This window comes from Sedimenticola hydrogenitrophicus (assembly GCF_029017505.1).
GTDB classification, from domain to species: domain Bacteria; phylum Pseudomonadota; class Gammaproteobacteria; order Chromatiales; family Chromatiaceae; genus Sedimenticola; species Sedimenticola hydrogenitrophicus_A.
In genome coordinates this window covers 272,936-290,593 of sequence record NZ_JAQGEI010000001.1, presented here as the reverse complement: position 1 = coordinate 290,593, position 17,658 = coordinate 272,936, and the positions used below count along the sequence as shown (strand labels likewise).

Annotated in this window: 7 protein-coding genes; 2 read left to right on the top strand and 5 right to left on the bottom strand. The window is 62.4% G+C overall.

Translation table 11 applies throughout. From position 1 onward, the window contains the following. Positions 1-42: 42 nt before the first annotated feature. Positions 43-1,650, bottom strand: a complete 1,608-nt coding sequence (gene peaA / locus O9K64_RS01240; protein WP_275096252.1) for a quinohemoprotein amine dehydrogenase subunit alpha — start codon at positions 1,648-1,650, stop codon at positions 43-45. A gap of 417 nt (positions 1,651-2,067) precedes the next feature. On the opposite strand from peaA, the gene O9K64_RS01235 reads away from it, so the two are divergent. Both O9K64_RS01235 and O9K64_RS01230 read left to right on the top strand, forming a co-directional pair. Continuing rightward, the gene (locus O9K64_RS01235) at positions 2,068-2,793 is read left to right on the top strand and encodes a response regulator (RefSeq protein WP_275096251.1); all 726 of its coding nucleotides are present in this window, start codon (positions 2,068-2,070) and stop codon (positions 2,791-2,793) included. Next, complete coding sequence (locus tag O9K64_RS01230; RefSeq protein WP_275096250.1) at positions 2,774-9,193, top strand: AAA family ATPase; 6,420 nt, start codon at positions 2,774-2,776, stop codon at positions 9,191-9,193. Before O9K64_RS01235 ends, O9K64_RS01230 begins: the two co-directional genes overlap by 20 nt. A gap of 245 nt (positions 9,194-9,438) precedes the next feature. Here O9K64_RS01230 and O9K64_RS01225 read toward each other — a convergent pair whose 3' ends face one another. From O9K64_RS01225 to O9K64_RS01210, 4 genes are all read right to left on the bottom strand, one after another. Beyond that, positions 9,439-10,851 carry an aldehyde dehydrogenase family protein gene (locus tag O9K64_RS01225; RefSeq protein WP_275096249.1) on the bottom strand — a complete coding sequence of 471 codons (1,413 nt, stop codon included), beginning with the start codon at positions 10,849-10,851 and terminating at the stop codon, positions 9,439-9,441. A 64-nt stretch (positions 10,852-10,915) separates the two neighbouring features. Further along, on the bottom strand, positions 10,916-12,142 hold the full coding sequence (locus O9K64_RS01220) for a hypothetical protein (RefSeq protein WP_275096248.1): 1,227 nt from the start codon (positions 12,140-12,142) through the stop codon (positions 10,916-10,918). 326 nt (positions 12,143-12,468) lie between these two features. Beyond that, entirely contained in the window at positions 12,469-16,554 is a 4,086-nt protein-coding gene (locus tag O9K64_RS01215) for a PAS domain S-box protein (protein WP_275096247.1), read from the bottom strand. A gap of 608 nt (positions 16,555-17,162) precedes the next feature. Further along, complete coding sequence (locus O9K64_RS01210; RefSeq protein ID WP_275096246.1) at positions 17,163-17,657, bottom strand: regulatory protein RecX; 495 nt, start codon at positions 17,655-17,657, stop codon at positions 17,163-17,165. Between the last annotated feature and the right edge of the window lies 1 nt (position 17,658).

The following is a 17,658-nucleotide window of genomic DNA, read 5'->3' as shown; positions in this document are numbered from 1 at the left end:
GGTGGATTGCATCCGTCTATGGGTAGTGAACAGCATCCCGGCCTACTGCACCGAGGACCGAACAAACCGCTGCACCGTCACCAGCAGATGGGCTTCGCCGCTGACCTGGCCACCGCCGTCATCGACGCTGCCGACCACACTCAGGTTGCCCACGTTGTTGGTCGACATCTTGCGCTCCGGATTGGGTCCCGCGTCACCCGGCGTGAAGATGCCGTTGGCATCGATGGTGCCGGCGTACTTGAGGTCGTTATCCTGTTCGGCGGTCTCGTCAAACGCCTTCAGCGTCCAGGTGGCCGGCATATGCCCCAACCGGATGTCATCCGCGGTGCCGGGTTTGCCGTCCGCGCCGGAGGCATAGCCCACCGCACGATAGGCGGACTTCACCTTGGCTACCGGCATGCCGTTGCCCCCGACTCTGGCAATCGACTCGCCGGGCACCACCTCCACCCGTGCCACCTGATCGAACACCGCCAGCATGGCGGGCACCTGGATCTGTCCGACGCGGATGTCACGCAGACCCACCGCCGCCTGCTTATCCGCCTCAACCAGCAAACGCATGCGGTTGGTCCCGGCGGACAGGGTTTTGATCACCCGGACCCCCTCACCCAGCTCCGGGGTCCCCTGCAGACCGGCCCCGACCAGGGTGATCTCCTGCCGGGTGCCCTGGCGGATATGCGAAGGCATCACCCGGGTCACGGCGTGATCCCCCTTGGCTGCCCGTTGCGCCACCATCTCCGCGCCCAGTTCGTTGGCCCCGGCCATGAACAGACGTCCGGTCATCTGCGTGCCCTGCTCGTTGGCCGCCAGGATCTGGCGCAGCTTCATGCCGTCCAGGGTCAGCGCCGCGCGCCACTCGTATCCGGTATAGGTGATCGCCTGTCCGCTGCCGCTGAGCGGTCTGCCGTCGGCGTAGTGACCGGCGATCTCCAGTGCATAGCGGTCATCGCCCTGGTCACGCACCTGCATCACGGCGTCGAAGTCGCCCTTGCCCGGGATATACCCGGCGATGGTCCAGGCATGCGCGAACGTGGGCTTGTCCGCTGCCTGCCACGCCTTCCAGGCCGCCGTCTCAAACGGAAAATCTTCCGCCAGTTTGGGTGCCACCTCATTCATGGCCAGTTCGAACCAGGGGCGGTCACGCGCCAGCGAATGCAGTTCCAGGGTCGGAATCTGCCCCATGTGGAACTGCACCAGCAGATCCCACTCGGCCCGGGTGCGCCGCTGCAGACCGAAGCGGGCGCCGGAGTGACAGCGGGCGCACATCTCGGCATAAGCGGGATCATTGTTCTCCACCAGGTTGCCGTCACGCTCCAGGCCATAACGCAGGCCGGCGGTCTCGGCCGGCGCCAGCCCCTGGGTATCGGCAAGGTATTTGAGCACCTGCTTGCGCTCAGCGTCGGAAATCTTCGCCTGATGAATGCTGACCATGCGATGCAGGGTCATCTGCCACCCCTCCGGGGTCTTGCGCTGCTGACTGATCCGGGAGTAAGGCTTGCTTGCATCGCCGGTTTTGGTATGACAGGCGGTGCACTGCTGCTGAATAATCTGCTCGCCGCTCATCGGTTGTGCGGCCGCGGCGAACGTGCCATTCCCAGCAAGGGCTAGAAACCCACCGATCAGAAGTGCGCTTTTTTTGCTGATCTGTTTCAAACCACCACTCCTTACATATCTAATTGTTATGAAATTTCGCCGAAAGGTTGCCGGCGCAACTGTTCCTGGCACCCGATAAGGTGACGCGGCCTGCCGATATCCACCTGAACCCCGTGGCTATGGCCAGCCGATGATTGCCAGCCTAAAGTAGCGCCGGGGCGTTAACGAAGTTCTGCCGAAATGTACTAATTTGTCGTAATATGCAACGAGATGTAAACGGGCACCGGCGCCGGAGGAGTCCGGAATACCGCAAGCGAACGCAATCATTGATCACTAATATTCATGCCTGCTTATAGACGAGATCCCACCGGCCAATGGATGGTCATCCCCGCGCTGAGTATGAAATACTAGCTGGCATTTCAGCTGCCACAACAGCGAAGCTGATTCGACTCCTGTTTCCGTGAAACAAGGCACGCCATGCAGACTGATCGTAAAGACACCACCATCCTGATCGTTGAGGACGAAGCCGCTTCCCGCGCTCTGCTGGTCAGTTATTTTACCAACGAGGGCTACCATGTCCTGGAGACGGAGCAGGCGGAGGATCTGCTCCGCCGCGTCCGGGAGGAGCGGATCGACCTGATCCTGCTCGACATCAATCTCCCGGGAAAGGATGGGCTGACCGTGACCCGGGAACTGCGCGCTGAATCGAAAGTCGGCATTATCCTGGTCACCAGCAAGGGCGACGAGATTGACCGGATTGTCGGTCTGGAGCTGGGGGCCGATGATTATGTCACCAAGCCGTTCAACCCCCGGGAACTGCTGGTGCGGGCAAAAAACCTGCTGCTGCGCGTGCATGACAGCCAGCAGCTGAACAGTGCTCAGACGGATGCCGGGATACTCCGCTTCGAGGGGTGGCAACTCGACTGCAACCGGCGCCTGCTACGGGGCCCGGACAACACCGCGGAGCGTCTCCCCGAGGGCGAATTCAAGCTGTTGCAGGCACTGGTCTCCCGCGCCGGCATCGTGCTCTCCAGGGATCAGTTGCTGGATGCGATCCGCGACCGCGAGTGGACCCCCAATGACCGTTCCGTGGATGTACTGATCGGCCGGCTGCGCCGCAAGTTGAAGGACGATCCGGCCAAGCCCACACTGATCCTCACCGCCCATGGGGCAGGTTACCTGTTTGCCGGAAAACCGGACTGACCCGGTGCTGCGGCTGGCCGGATATCATGGCCTGGAACTGCTCCATGAGGGGAGCAGATCGGTCATCCTCCGTGGCCGGCGGGATGCGGACAATCTCCCGGTCATCATCAAACAGGTGAGCCGCCGCTCGCTGGTCAATGACAATATCAACCGCCTGCGGCACGAATACCATCTGCTTTGCGATCTGAATATCCCCGGTATCATCCGGCCGCTGGCGCACCAGCAGAACGAGCACCTGCTGTATACGGTGTTCCACGATCGGGGGGGTGACCGGTTGCGCCGCTTCATGCGCAACGAGGTGACCGGCTGGCAGACATTGCTTCCGCTAATGCGGCAGTTGAGCGAACTGGTGGGACGGATCCACGAGGCCGGCATTATTCATAAACAGATCACCCCCGACAATATCATTGTCGACCCCGCATCCGGGCGCGCGGAGCTTATCGATTTTACCCTGGCGACCCGCCTGGACAACGAGGAGGCACAACCGGAGTCCACCCAGATCCCACCCGAATCCCTGCCCTACATGGCGCCCGAACAGTCCGGCAGGATCAACCGGCAGATCGATTTCAGGACCGATTTCTACAGCCTTGGCATCACCTTCTATGAGTTGCTCACCGGCCATCCGCCGTTTGTCGCCCAGGACCGGCTTGAGCTGATACACAGCCACATCGCCAGACACCCGCCGCCGCTGCAGCGGCCCGATCGCGAGATACCCCAGACCATTGCGGACATCGTGCTCAAGCTGCTGGCCAAGGATGCCGCACAGCGCTATCAATCCACCTTTGGCCTGGTGGCGGACCTTGATGAATGTATCCGCCAGCAACAGGCGACGGGGAGGATCGCGCCCTTCCCCATCGCCCGCCAGGATCGTCCCGAGCGGTTCCTGATTCCACAACGCCTCTATGGCCGGGATCCCACCATCGCAAAACTGCTGGAGTGGTATGGAGAGGCGCTGCGCGGCCGACCGCAGACGGTGCTGATTTCAGGCTATTCCGGTATCGGCAAGTCCAGCCTGGTGAACGAGATCCGCGAGCAGGTGATCGAGCAGAACGGTATATTCATCAGCGGCAAGTTCGATCAGTTCAGCCGTAGCCGGCCCTACTCGGCGATTGTGTTCGCCCTGCAGTCACTCATCCGCCAACTGCTCACGGAATCGGAACAACAGATCAGTCTCTGGCGCGCCCGATTGCAGGCCGCGTTGGGTGGCAACGCCCTCCTGATGATCCGCCTGATCCCCGAGCTGGAACTGATCATCGGGCAGCAGATTGCGCTCCAGCGGCTGCCAGCCCATCAGGAGCAGAACCTGGTTTCACGCCTGTTCGTGCGCCTGATGGAGGGATTCGCCTCGCATGACCGGGCCCTGGTGCTGTTCCTGGATGACCTTCAATGGGCCGACATCGCCTCGTTCAATATCATCAACACCCTGACCCGAAACGGCGCCTTGTCCAGCCTGATGCTGATTGCCAGCTACCGCGACCAGGAGATCAGATCGACCCATCCGATCCGTCTGCTGATCGACAATTTCGCCAGCTTCAAGGGCAGTCTGAAGCAGATCAGACTGGAACCGCTGAACCAGGACCAGATCAGCCATCTGCTCGCCGACACGCTGCACCGCTCGGCAGTTGAGACCCGCCCGCTGGCGCACATCTGCCTGCAAAAAACCCACGGCAACCCGTTTTTCCTGAAGCAGTTCCTCGGCTCGCTGCATGGCCGGAGACTGATCTATTTCCGCCAGGGCAAATGGCACTGGGATGAACACGGCATCCGTGCCCAGGAGATGGCGGACGATGTCATCACCCTGCTGGTCACCCGCATCGAGGGGCTGCCGCGAGAGACCCAGCAGGTGCTGAAGCTGGCGGCCTGCATCGGCAGCCGTTTCAATCTAAAAACCCTCTCGGTGGTCTACGACCAGAGCTATGCTGCGACCATCCAGGCGCTCTGGCCCAGCCTTCCGGAAGGGCTGCTCATCCCGCTGGACAATCATTACCAGATGGCCGAGGCACTCAGCGAGCAGGCCTGGTATCGCTTCGTGCATGACCGGGTGCAGCAGGCGGCCTATTCGCTGGTGCTGCCCGGGGAGCGACAGGCGCTGCACCTGCAGATTGGTCAGCTGCTGCGCAGAAACACCCCCGCACACGAGCTGGATGACCATATTTTTGAAATCGTCAACCATCTCAACCTGGCCAAGGAAATCATCGAGCAGCCGGAAGAGCGGATCCAGCTGGCGGAGCTGAACCTCCAAGCGGGTCTCAAGGCCCGCCAGTCGGCCGCCTGCGAGGGCTCGGCGGAATACTTTCAGCACGGCCTCGACCTGTTGCCCGAGGATGTCTGGTCGCGGCATTACCGGACCAGCCTGGCCATCCATACCGCCGCCGCGGAGAGTGCCTTCGGCCGTTCCGATTTTGTCCGCATGACGCGCTTGATCGAGGAGATCCTGACGCACACCCACAGCCTGCAGGACGAACTGCGGATACACGAGTTGAGAATCCAGGCGGAGACCGCCTGCAACCGTTTCGACCAGGCGCTGAAGGTCGCCCTGGAGGTACTCGCCCGACTCGGCATTCATCTGCCGGAATCGCCCGGCAAACTGCAGATTCATCTGACCTTGCTGAAGACTCAATGGCAACTCGGCAAATATTCCGAGTCGCAGCTGCTCGATGCGCCCGAAATCACCAACCACCAGGTCAAGGCCGCCCTGCCGATCCTCACCAGCATGTTCGGCATCGTGAAGTTTTCCAGCTCGGCATTACGCCCTCTGGTGATGGCGAAACAGGTGGAGCTGACGCTGCAGCACGGACTGATGGCCTGTTCGGCGCAGTCTTTTGCCGGCTACGGGGGTATGCTGTGCGGCTATTACGCTGAGATCGATAAAGGCTACGCCCTTGGCCAGCTGGCGTTGAGGCTGGACCAGCGCCTGCCCTCCAGGACCACCCATCATAAAACCCTGTTCCTCCACTACACCTATATCGCGCACTGGAAACAACCGCTCGCCGAAACCCTCGAGCCGCTGCTGCAGGGCCACCATCTGGCGCTGGATTGCGGCGATGTCGAGTGGGGCGCCTATGCCCTGGCCACCTATATCCAGTACTGTTTTTTTCTCGTGCCCCGACTCGAAGAGCTGAAGCCGAAGCTGGTCGACTATCTGTATCAGATCCGGCTCAGCGGACAGAAACAGTCGGAGGAGTACTCGCTGTTCACTCTGCAGACCATTGACAATCTGCTCGGCAACTGCAAACCGGCCACCCGGCTCGAGGGCGAGTACTATCGCGAGTCGGAGATGCTCGACCAGCACAAGGCCAACAATCACAAGACCGCCATCTGTCTGCACTATTTCTACAAGGCGATCCTGCACTACCTGTTTGCCGACTATGCCCAGGCGGTGGCGGCCTGTCGCAAGGGCCTGGGCTATCTCGGTTACATCAGCGGCACCTACACCTCACCCTACTTCCTCTACCTGTCGGCCCTGGCGGAGATTGCCCGGCTCCCCTGGGAGCCGCTGCCCAGGCGGCTGATCACGCGACGAAAGATCGCCGCGATCCTGAAAAAGATCGAACGATTCGCCGCCTTCTCGCCTCGGAACCACAAGCACCATGTGCTGCTGATCCGGGCCGAACTCTGCCGCGTGGCCGGCAACCGGTTGCTGGCCATGTCGTTCTATGAAAACGCCATTACCGCTGTCGAGCAGAGCGGATTCACCCTCGACCGGGCGCTCTGCAACGAGCTGGCCGGGCGCTTCTATATCGAGTGGGGAAAAAACACCCTGGCACTGGCAAACCTGCAGAAGGCCTGGACGATCTACATGGAGTGGGGCGCGCTCAGCAAGTGCGACCAGATGATCCGCCACTACCAGCACAATTTCGCCGAGCGGGTGGCGCCGGCCCCGGCACTCCAGGCCGGCCACGGCCGGGACCCGGGCGGGCACGGGATCAGCAATCAGAACCTGGATATCACCTCGGTACTGAAGGCGGCCCACACCATTGCCGACGAGATCGTTCTTGAGCGCATCCTCGACCGGCTGATGACCCTGGCGATGGAGAGCGCCGGCGCCCAGCGCAGCGTGTTGATGCTCAACCGGGAGGGTGAGCTGACGGTGGCCGCCGACGCCGACATGGATGGCCGTCAACAGATCCGCAACGGGACCCCGGTATCCGCGGCCGGGGCGGATATCCCGCTGGCATTGATCCACTATGTCTCACGGGCCCATCGCAGCGTGGTCATCGATTCCACCGCCGAGGACCAGCTCTTCCTTCAGGACAGCTACCTGAGACACAAGCCGCCCTGTTCGATTCTCTGCCTGCCGATCCTCTATCATGGCGCGCTGACCGCCGTGCTCTACCTTGAGAACAACGAAGCCAGGAGCGTATTCACCCCGGAACGGGTGGCGACCCTGAAGGTGCTTGCCGCCCAGGCCGCCATCTCCATCGAGACGGCCAAGCTTTATCGCAGCCTGGAGCAGTCAGAGCGGGAATTCCGCTCGCTGGTGGAGAATGCCATCGAGGGGATATTCCGCATTTCGCCACGGGGCGAGATCATCTCCGTCAATCCGGCGCTGATCACGCTGTTAGGCTATGACAATCCGGAGAGCTTTATCAGCACGATGACCGATATCGGCTCCCAGTGCTTCTGCGACCGGGCACACTTGCGCGCCATTCGCCAGCGGCTGGAAAGCGAGCAGCGCGTCGCCGGCTTTGAAACCTTGTGGCACCGGCGCAACGGCGACCGGATTCACGTCTCCATCTCCGCCCGCAAGGTGGTCGACGACCACGATAACCTGATCTACTACGAAGGCACCATCGCCGATATCAGCGCGCGCAAGGCCCGGGAGCAGGCGGAGCAGGACCGGTTCAAGGCGGAGATCGCGCGCCAGAAGGCGGAGGCGGAGGCGGAGGCGAAATCCCAGTTCCTGGCCACCATGAGCCACGAGATCCGCACCCCCATGAACGGCGTGCTGGGGATGGCCCAGCTGCTGCTGGGAGGCGAGTTGACAGCGCGCCAGCGTGCCCAGGTCGGGGCGATCTACCAATCGGGTCAATCCCTGCTCGACATTCTCAACAGCGTGCTCGACTTCAGCAAGCTGGAGGCCGGCAAGATGGAGTTTGCCACCGCGCCGCTCTCGCTTGGCGACACCCTCAACGACCTCGGCAGTCTGCTGCGGCCACTGGCTCAGGGGAAAGGCCTGACCCTGCGGATTGAGCTTGCCGATGACGTGCCGGAACTGGTGTTGGGGGATGCCCGCGCCCTGCATCAGATTCTGCTCAACCTCTGCTCCAACGCCATCAAATTCACTTCCCAGGGAGCGGTGACACTCCGTGCGCGGCCTGTGCAACGCCGCGCCACGGAGCTGCTGGTCCGCTTTGAAGTCGAGGACAGCGGCATCGGCATCCCCCCCGAGGCCAACAACAAGATCTTCCAACACTTCAGTCAGACGGACTCCTCGATCACCCGCCACTACGGCGGTACCGGGCTGGGACTGGCGATTTGCAAAAAACTGGTGGAGCAGCAGGGGGGCGAAATCGGCTTTCTCTCGACGCCCGGCCAGGGCACCCGGTTCTGGTTTCAACTGAACTATCCACTGCACACGGAGCAAGCGCCCCAACCGCAACCCGTTACCGACACGGCCATCCCTCCCCTGCGCATCCTGCTGGTGGAAGATACACCGATCAACCAGGATGTCACCGTCGGCCTGCTGGCGCAGGATCGCCATCGGGTCGACGTCGCCGCGGATGGTTTCGACGCCCTGGAGTGTCTCGCGGCCAACCGCTACGACCTGATCCTGATGGATATCCACCTGCCGCGGATGGACGGTATGCAGACCACCCGGCGGATTCGCGCACTACCCGATCAAACCAGGGCAGCCATTCCGGTCATCGCCCTGACCGCCTCGGTGACCGATGAGGAGATCGCGCACTACTACCGGGCGGGTATGAACGATGTCATCGGCAAACCGATTCTCTATTCCACGCTCCGGGAGACACTGGAAAGATTGTTCGGCGAATCGGCGGAGCGGCAGGCGCGGCAGGCTGACCCAGCGCCGGGTCCAGAGGGGGAACTCCTCAACCACACCCTGTTGAGCGAACACATCGGCCGCCTGGGACACGGCCAATTCGGCCTGCTGCTGGAAAAATACTATGCGCAGGCCGACACCCTGTTGGCGCAGCTTGAACAGGCGACGGTCGCAGCGGACGGCGCCGTGGCCGGCGAACTGCTGCACAAGCTGGCCGGTGCCAGCGGCAACTTCGGGCTGGAGGCGTTGCGCCAGCTGCTGGCCGGCCTGGAGGCCGAGATCGGCGCCTCCCCGGAGACTATCCTCCGGCACCAATTGCAGCAGGTGCGCGACCTCTACGCCGAGAGCCGCGAAACCCTGGAGGGCCACCTTGCCGAACTGGCCGGGGCGTGCTGAGCGCGATTGCTCTGGTAACAGATGCCATGCGCAAGGACCGTCCTACGGACTGCCCACCGTCCGGGGCCACTCCACCATTGATGCGGTTCGTTTCACTCACCACATCCTACGAGCCGCTAGATCATTGCGGCGGGTGCCGCTTCTATACCGGTGGGAGGCCCGCCCCCGGGCCGATTCACGACATATATAAAAAAGGCGGTGACCCAGTCACCGCCTGCTAATGTCCGAAGGTCCGGACGCGGAGACTACTTATTGATATTCAACAGCTGGGGCGAGGTGTACTCCAGCAACCCTTCAACACCGAACTCCACTCCGAAGCCCGACATCTTGCAGCCGCCGAAGGGCGCGTGCGGCAACACCTCGGCATGGCCGTTGATCCAGGCCGTACCGCACTCCAGGCGTGTGGCCACCTGTTTGGCCAATTCGACGTCAGCCCCCCAGACCGAACCGCCGAGGCCGGCGTCACAGTCATTGGCACGGCGTACCGCGTCGTCGACCTCGCTGTAGCGGATTACCGGCAGGACCGGGCCAAACTGCTCCTCGTCAACGATACGCATGCCGTCCGTCGCATCGGCAATGATGGTGGGGGGATAGTAATACCCCTGACCGGTCGGCCGCTCACCGCCGCAGAGGATGCGCGCACCGCTGTTGCGGGCATCCTCGACCAGCTCCGAGACGATCTCCAGCTGTTTGCGGTTCTGCACCGGGCCGAAGGTGGTCCCTTCCGCCATGCCGTTGCCCAGTTGCTGCTGCTGTGCGATAGCAACCAGCCTGGCACACAGCGCATCGTAAAGCGAGTCATGCACATAGAGCCGCTTCAGGGCGGCACAGGTCTGCCCCATATTGAGAAACGCCCCCTGAAAGATCGGCATTGCCACCGCGTCCACATCGGTTCCCGGCAAAACGATACCGGCGTCATTGCCCCCCAGCTCCAGGGTCAGGCGTTTCAGGTTGTTGGCGGCATGGAACATGATGTCCTTTCCGGTAGCTGTCGATCCGGTAAAAACAATCTTGTTGATCCGGGCATGGACGCTCATCGCCCGGCCGATTCCGGTGGTGCCGGTGATCACATTCACCACGCCCTTGGGGGCCACCTCGGCGATCAGCTCCACCAGACGCAGGGTGTTCAACGGGGTATATTCCGAGGGCTTGATCACCACGGTATTGCCCGTCCTGAGCGCCGGCATGATGTGCCATACCGCGATCATCAGCGGCCAGTTCCACGGGGTGATGGAGCCGACCACACCCAACGGCTTGCGGTGCATCTCGATCCGCTTTCCCGCGGAGTCCTCAATCACCTCCAGGGGAATCTCCAGCTCCGCCGTCGCCCGTGTCCAGGCGACCGCGCCACCCACCTCCGCCTGGGCCAGAAACAGCGGCTTGCCCTGTTCGGCCACCACGATCTCGGCCAGCTCCGCCCCATCGGCCTCTATCTTGTCGGCGATGGCGTGCAGCAGCCGCTTGCGCGTATCATCGCTGCTGTGCCGCCACTCGCGGAATGCGGACGCAGCCGCGGCGACTGCGGCATCCAGCTGACTCACCGAGGCGTTGGGACACTCGGCAAGCACCGCTTCCGTGGCCGGATTCAGCACGCTGAAGGTCCCGTTCTCCCCGGCACACGGCGCACCATCGATACTCAATCTGTACTCTCTATTCATTGCCGCTTATCCATTAACAGTTCTCCTCACCCTGACCTGTCCGCCTACCCTTCCGTCGGAGGCTTCAGAACGGGACAATCGTCAGCAGTTGAAAATAGCTGCTGGTGTCCGAGCTGCCGAGCTGGCTGCCGCCCTGGGCGGCACTCTTTTCCGGATTATAGAAACCGATCACCGGGCTGAGGATCAGATGATCGTTCACCACCCATTCGGCAAACAGGTTAAGCTCGGTGGCGTCCAGATTGTTGTTTGAATCACCCTCGAAATCGAACAACAGCGCGCCCACTGTCAAGGTCTCCATCGGCGTCGCCTTCAGGGCGATGTGGTTGACACTGGTGTTGGTGCTGAAGGGGCCGGCGTAGTTGGCCGCCACCTCGCCCTGGAACCAGGTGCCGTAACCGCGATTGAAGCCGAAGAAGAGCGGATCATAGCCATTGTCGAATTGGCTGTAGCGGTAGTTCAGGCTGGGTGACCAGGCAAGATTGGCGAAGGTCCAGCCGGCCTCCAGATACCAGGCATCCCCATCCAGCCGGGTGTTGTCACCCTGATCCTGGCTGGCGTATTCGGCCGACAGAAACAGGTTCTCCACGCCCATGCTCCCCTGGAACCGGACCCCGGCGGTACGCTGCCCGTCGCGGTGGGTATAGCCGAGAAATGCCGCCTGGGCATCATCCACATCCAACCCCTTGATGACATAGGCCCCCACGGTGCCGTGATCGGACACATGCTCAAGGTTAAGACCGGCCAGCTCCATGCTCGCCTGGGCCGCGTTATCCGACTCCAGCCAGAACAGGTCGCCCCTGAAACCACTCTCACCACCCAACTTCAGCACCACACTCTTATCGAATGCCTTGCGGGCGGCCAGCCAATAGGCCCCGCCCCGGTCGAAATCGGGTGCACCGGGGATGGCCTCGAAGCCTTTGCCGAAATTGAGCGAGTCGCCATTGATCAGAAAACCGTCGCCCAGGGTGACATTCTGACTGCCGACCGAGAATTCAAACATCTCGTTACGCCAGCCGACGTACAGATCCTCAAAGTCCGTCTCGGTTTCATCGCCGGTGGTAAACCCGGCCGCATCACCGTCGCCGAAGGTACCCGAGGTCACCAGGTTGGCTGCGCCGAACAGGGTGCCGGAACCGGCGCGGGTGGAACCGCTGAGGCCATATTTGATATAGCCCTCCTGCCAACTGGCACTGCCGGGGGTACTGTGCAGTTGGCTATAGCGCTCTTCACTATGAAAGACGCCGAATATCGCCTCGATATCCAGATTGACCTCCGAGGCATCACTCTTCATCAGGTTCAATGCCGATGCCGGTCCCCAGGCCGCACATAACGCTGTGGCAACGACTCCCCGGAGTATGCAACGCCGTGTTTTTATCCTCATAACGATAGCCTCGATAACTGAATTTTTTGTTTCAACAGGTAATTTGGAGAACACAATCCCGACCTGGCCCGATGGTCGGCCCCGTGGCGCCCAGTGTCGGCCCAGTGCCGGCCCAGTGTCGAGGAGGCTATCGTTCGGCTGTAAACCGGATTCGCTGGAGTTGTAGAGATTTGTTCGGGATTGTAACGAGATGTAAACCAACGTCCGGGAGGCCGGCACGCCAGTGGCCGGCGGCGTCAGTGGGAGGGCTTGCGCATCGCGCCCTGCTCCCATAGATAGCGTTCAAATTCCGCTGCCGGCAGCGGCGGACTGAACAGGTAGCCCTGCCCCTGCCCGCAGCCCTCACGACGCAGGAAATCCAGCTGCGCCTCGGTCTCGATGCCCTCGGCGATGACATCCAGCTGCAGATTGCCGGCCAGGGAGATGATGGCGCGTGCGATCGCCTCGTCGTTCGGGTCCTGGGGAATGTCCCGGACAAACGATTTGTCGATCTTCAGGTTGTTGATCGGCAGCTGTTTCAGGTAGGAGAGGGAGGAGTAGCCGGTGCCAAAATCGTCAATCGAGAGGGTCACGCCCAGCGCGCGCAATTCATTCAACACCCCGATCGCCTGTTCCGCCTGATCCATGATAAAGCCTTCGGTGATCTCCAGCTCCAGATAGGCGGCATCGAGGCCGCTCTGCTCCAGCGCCTGTTTCACCGTCATCACCAGATTGTCGCGCTGCAGCTGCTGTCCCGACAGGTTGACCGCCAGGGTACCGGTCTCGAGCCCGGCATGCTGCCAGCGCCTGATCTGGGTGCAGGCGCTGTTCAGCACCCAGCTGCCGATGCTGACGATCAGGCCGGTGTCTTCCGCCAGTGGGATGAAGCTGTCCGGCGGGATCAGGCCCATGTCCGGATGCCGCCAGCGGATCAGCGCCTCGCAACCGATCAGGCGGTTGTCGGGCAACGCGAGCTTGGGCTGGTAGTAGATCACGAACTGGTCCAGATTGAGCGCCTGCCGGAGGCTGTTTTCCAGCAACACCCGCTGCACCGCCGACGAGGTCATCTCCTCCGCATAGTACTGGTAGTCGTTGCGTCCCCGCTCCTTGGCCTGATACATCGCCGTATCGGCATTGCGCAGCAGGGTTGCGGAGGTGTCGGCATCGTTGGGGAAGATGCTGATACCGATGCTGGCGGTCACATGCAGGTTGCGCTGATCGATCACAAAGGGCTCGACAAAACACGCCGTCAGCTTGGCGGCGATGTTGCCCGCCATCTGCGGGTCCGCCAGCTGTTCGAGCAGTACGGTAAATTCATCACCACCGAGGCGCGCCACGGTGTCCTCGTCGCGCAACTGCTGCTTGAGACGCCGGGCCACCTGCAGCAGCAGGGCGTCGCCCACCGGGTGGCCCAGGCTGTCGTTGATGTGTTTGAACAGGTCGAGATCGATGAACAGCACCGCCAGGCAGAGCCCGTCACGCCGTGCCCGTTCCAGGGCATGATCCAGGCGCGCGGTGAACAGCAGTCGGTTGGGCAGTTCGGTAAGCGGATCATGATGGGCCAGGTATTCCAACTGGTATTCCGACTCCTTGATATCGCTGATGTCGGAAAACACCGCCACGTAGTTGGTCAGCTCACCCGCTTCATTCCTGACCGTGCTGATGGTCTCCCACTCCGGATAGATCTCGCCGCTTTTCCGCCGGTTCCAGATCTCCCCACGCCAATAACCGAGCCGGTCTAGCGACGCCCACATCTCCCTGTAAAAGGCCGCGTCGTGCCGGCCCGACTTCAGGATACTGGGTGTCTGGCCGCTCACCTCCGCCTCACTGTAGCCGGTGATCTCGGTAAACGCCGAGTTGACCGCGGTGATGCGGCCATCCCGGTCGGTGATCACCACCCCTTCGCGGGTGCTCTCGAATACGGTGGCGGAGAGCCGCAGCCGCGCCTCCGAGGAGAGGCGTTCGGAGATATCCCGAATCAGCGCCTGGGTGCCGCCATCCGGCAGGGCGCGGGCACTCACCTCGACCGGCAGCACCGTGCCATCGCTGCGGCACATCCGGCACTGCTGGAGCATCGCCCCCCGGTGGTGAATAGCCGCGCGTTGCTGCCGATACTTCTCCCGTTCGGCGGGCTCGATAAATTCCACCAGGGGCCGCTTCAGCAGGTCATCCTCGGGGTGCCCCAGCATGAGCTGGGCGGAGCGGTTGCAGTCGGTGATGATGCCCTGCTCGTCGGTGACGATCAGGCCATCGGCGGCCTGCTCGATCAGCGCGCGATAACGGCCCTCGCTCGCCTTCAGCGCCTTCTGGGTCAGCATCCGTTCCGTGATATCCGTGCGCAGGACCAGTGTGCCCCGCTCCTTGGTGACGTATTCAAACACCTCGATCCAGCGCTCGCCCTTCACCTTCAGCACAAACGGACGACGCTCCCGGTGCAGGCGCTCGCGCTTGCTGACCCAGGCATCCATGCTCATCCCCTCCAGGTCGATCAACCCCGCATCGACCAACGCACGATTCAGCTCATTGAAGGAGATGCCGGGTCTCAGCACCGGTTCTATCTCCTGCACCGCGCGCCGATAGGCGCTGTTGCAGAGGATCATCCGGTCCTCCCGGTCAAACAGGATCACGCCGCCGGGCACACTCTCCAGGGCATCATGCAAGCGGTCCCGCAATTGACGCTCCGCGTTTCTCGCCGCGATCTCCCGGGTCAGGTTCTTGCCGATACCGCGGTAGCCGCAAAAAACCCCGGCCTCATCAAACAGCGGCTTGCCGCTGATGCGGACGTGGAACTGCGCCCCGTCCGCCCGGCGGAAGGCATACTCGAAGTCACGGAACGGCCGGCGCGCCTCGAGCAGCGCCAGGTGCCTGTCCCAGCGCGCCTGATCGTAGTCCCGGCCGAGCAGCTCCTGACGGGTCTTGCCCAACAGATACGCCACGGGAACCCCAAGGGTCTCGCCGATGCGTTCGGAGAAATAACTGAATCGGAGGTCCGGCCCCATTTCCCAGAACCAGTCGGAGGCGATCTCGGCAAAATCCTGGAGGCGTTGCCGCTCATCGCGAATGTGCTGTTCCGTCTGCCGCCGCTCCAGCTCGGCCGAGATGCGGGTGGCGAAGATGCGCAGGATGGATTCCACCTGCTGGGGCTTGTCAATCGCCGTTTTGAACAGCACCACCAGCAAACCCTGGCGCTGACCGCGAGAATCGTCCAACGGCGCACCGGCATAACCTTCCACGCGGTGTTTCGCCAGGTCCGGGTCGTTGGGGAACAGCTCGGCCACATGCTGCGGATAGATGCAGTAGTCGGCATCCAGCACCTCCGCACAGGGCGTTCCCGCCAGTGGATAGGTGAAATTAGCGACCGCTGACTCGGTGCTGTAAACGGCAAGGGTGGCGACCCGATCCGGCAACGTCCGGTCCAGCAGGCCGATAAAGGAGAAACAGCCCCCCAGCGCGGGCGTCAAGTGTTGCAGCAGGGAGTTGAAAAAACCCTCACCGCTGTCGGCGGAGACACCCTGGGCAATCTCCAGTATCGCATCCTGCTGCAGACGCTTGCGGGTGACATCCTGGATCAGCGCCAGAACACGTGGCGCCTTCCCCTCCGACGGCAGCACCGAGGTGGAGATACTGATGATCCTGGACGAGCCGTCGGCGCGGGTTATCTGCCACTCCTCGCCGCTCAGGTCATCCCCCAGGCTCATCCGTTGCATTCTTTCGACCACCCGGGACTGAACCTCGGGGTCGGGGTAAAGGGTCTGGTACCAGCCTTGTTGATTGATCTGTTCGCGGCTATAACCGGTGATCTCGGTCATCCGGTGGTTCCACAGGCTGAACCGCAGGTAGGGGGGATCGGTGACCGGATAACAGACACACAGGCCTTCCGCCGCCTTTTCGATCACCGCCTGGCGAAACCCGGCCTCTTTCAGACGCTCCTGCTCCATCGCCTTGACGGCGGTCAGGTCGGTGCCAACGCCCCGGTAGCCGAGGAAGCCGCCGGTGCTGCTGAATCTTGCCCGTCCCTGCAGGCGAATAGGGCGCGTCTCGCCATCCGGACGAATCCAGTCCAACTCGATGGAGAATGCCGGTTCGTGCGCCTCCAGCCGCGTCAGGTATGCGCGCCACTGCGCCCCATGGTGCTGGTGACGATGGGCCTCCTGCCGGGTCCTGCCGATCAGCTCCTCCGGCTGCAGCCCCAGCAGTTCCTCTACCCGGCCCGAGAGGAAGGTAAAACGCAGATCCGGCCCCATCTCCCAGAACCAGTCCGCCGCCGCCGCGGCGAAGTCACGAAAACGCTCCTCGCTGTGGCGCAGCGCCTCTTCCAGCTCAAACCGTTTGCTGCTATTCATTCGCCTCACCCGGTGGGGGCGGCCGGTTGTCCGGCCACCCGCCCGCCGCCAGTGCTGGGGCGCCGCCAGCCTGCCGCGGCGCTAATGTCAAAGATGGGTGACGCAAGCCACACTCCTCGGATGATGCGGTCCAGTCAGCGAGCGAAGGCCTGTCCTGCGTGAGCGCTTCCGGCCGGCAAGCGCCGGACCATCCGGCATCGGACCCGACGGTGCCCTGGATTGGTGCCCTAGATTAATGTAACCGCCGGGTTGAGTATAGCCAGTGTGACGGGGAATCCTGCGGGACGATGCGACCGCCCCTATCCGAACCACGGATACACACGGATGGACACAGATGGGTTCCCCCTCAGGCCGGGCACCTGCATGCCACTTCGCACGGCCAATCACCTGTCGAACAGCTTCCCTATGTAAAAATCCGTGCCCATCCGAGGTGCCTCCGCAACGCTTAGGGCCCGCGCAAGAATAATTCCGTAGTACAGAGGGCGTTCCTGGGCCACGCTGGCAAGGCACGCGTTGCAGGCAATGGCTGTTCCCTTGCCAAAAAAGCGTAATGCCGCCAGCGGGGTCCAGGGGCAACCGAATACAGGAACTAATTCTTGCGCGGGCCCTTAAGACCCGAAGCCGTCACCCGGGTCGTGCCACAGGAAGTCGCGAATCAGTTCGCTGGGAAAACCGCGGTATTCGAGAAAACGGGCGCGCCTGGCCTGCTCCTTGAAATCGGCCGGCGGGGAGTCGCCGAACTTGCGGCGGCAGCAGGCGCGTATCTGATCCCGCCACTCGCCGTCCCGGGGATCGGTCTGGGGATCGATCAAGGTGGATGCCACGCCCCGCTCCTGCAGCTCCTGCCTGATCCTGACGGGTCCGAATCCCTTCTGTTTACGGCTGCTGACATACTGCTCGACAAAACGGGCATCGCTCAGGTAGCCCTGCAGCTCGAGCCCGTCCAGCACCCGCTCCAGCAATGCCGAGGTTTCACATCGGGACTGCAGCTTCCTGCGCAACTCAACCCGGCTGTGTTCCCGGATCGCGAGCAGGCGGAGGGCCGCCTGCTCCAGCTCCGCCCGCGCCCGATCCACCCGGGCCTGCTCCATAGCCTCGGGCACC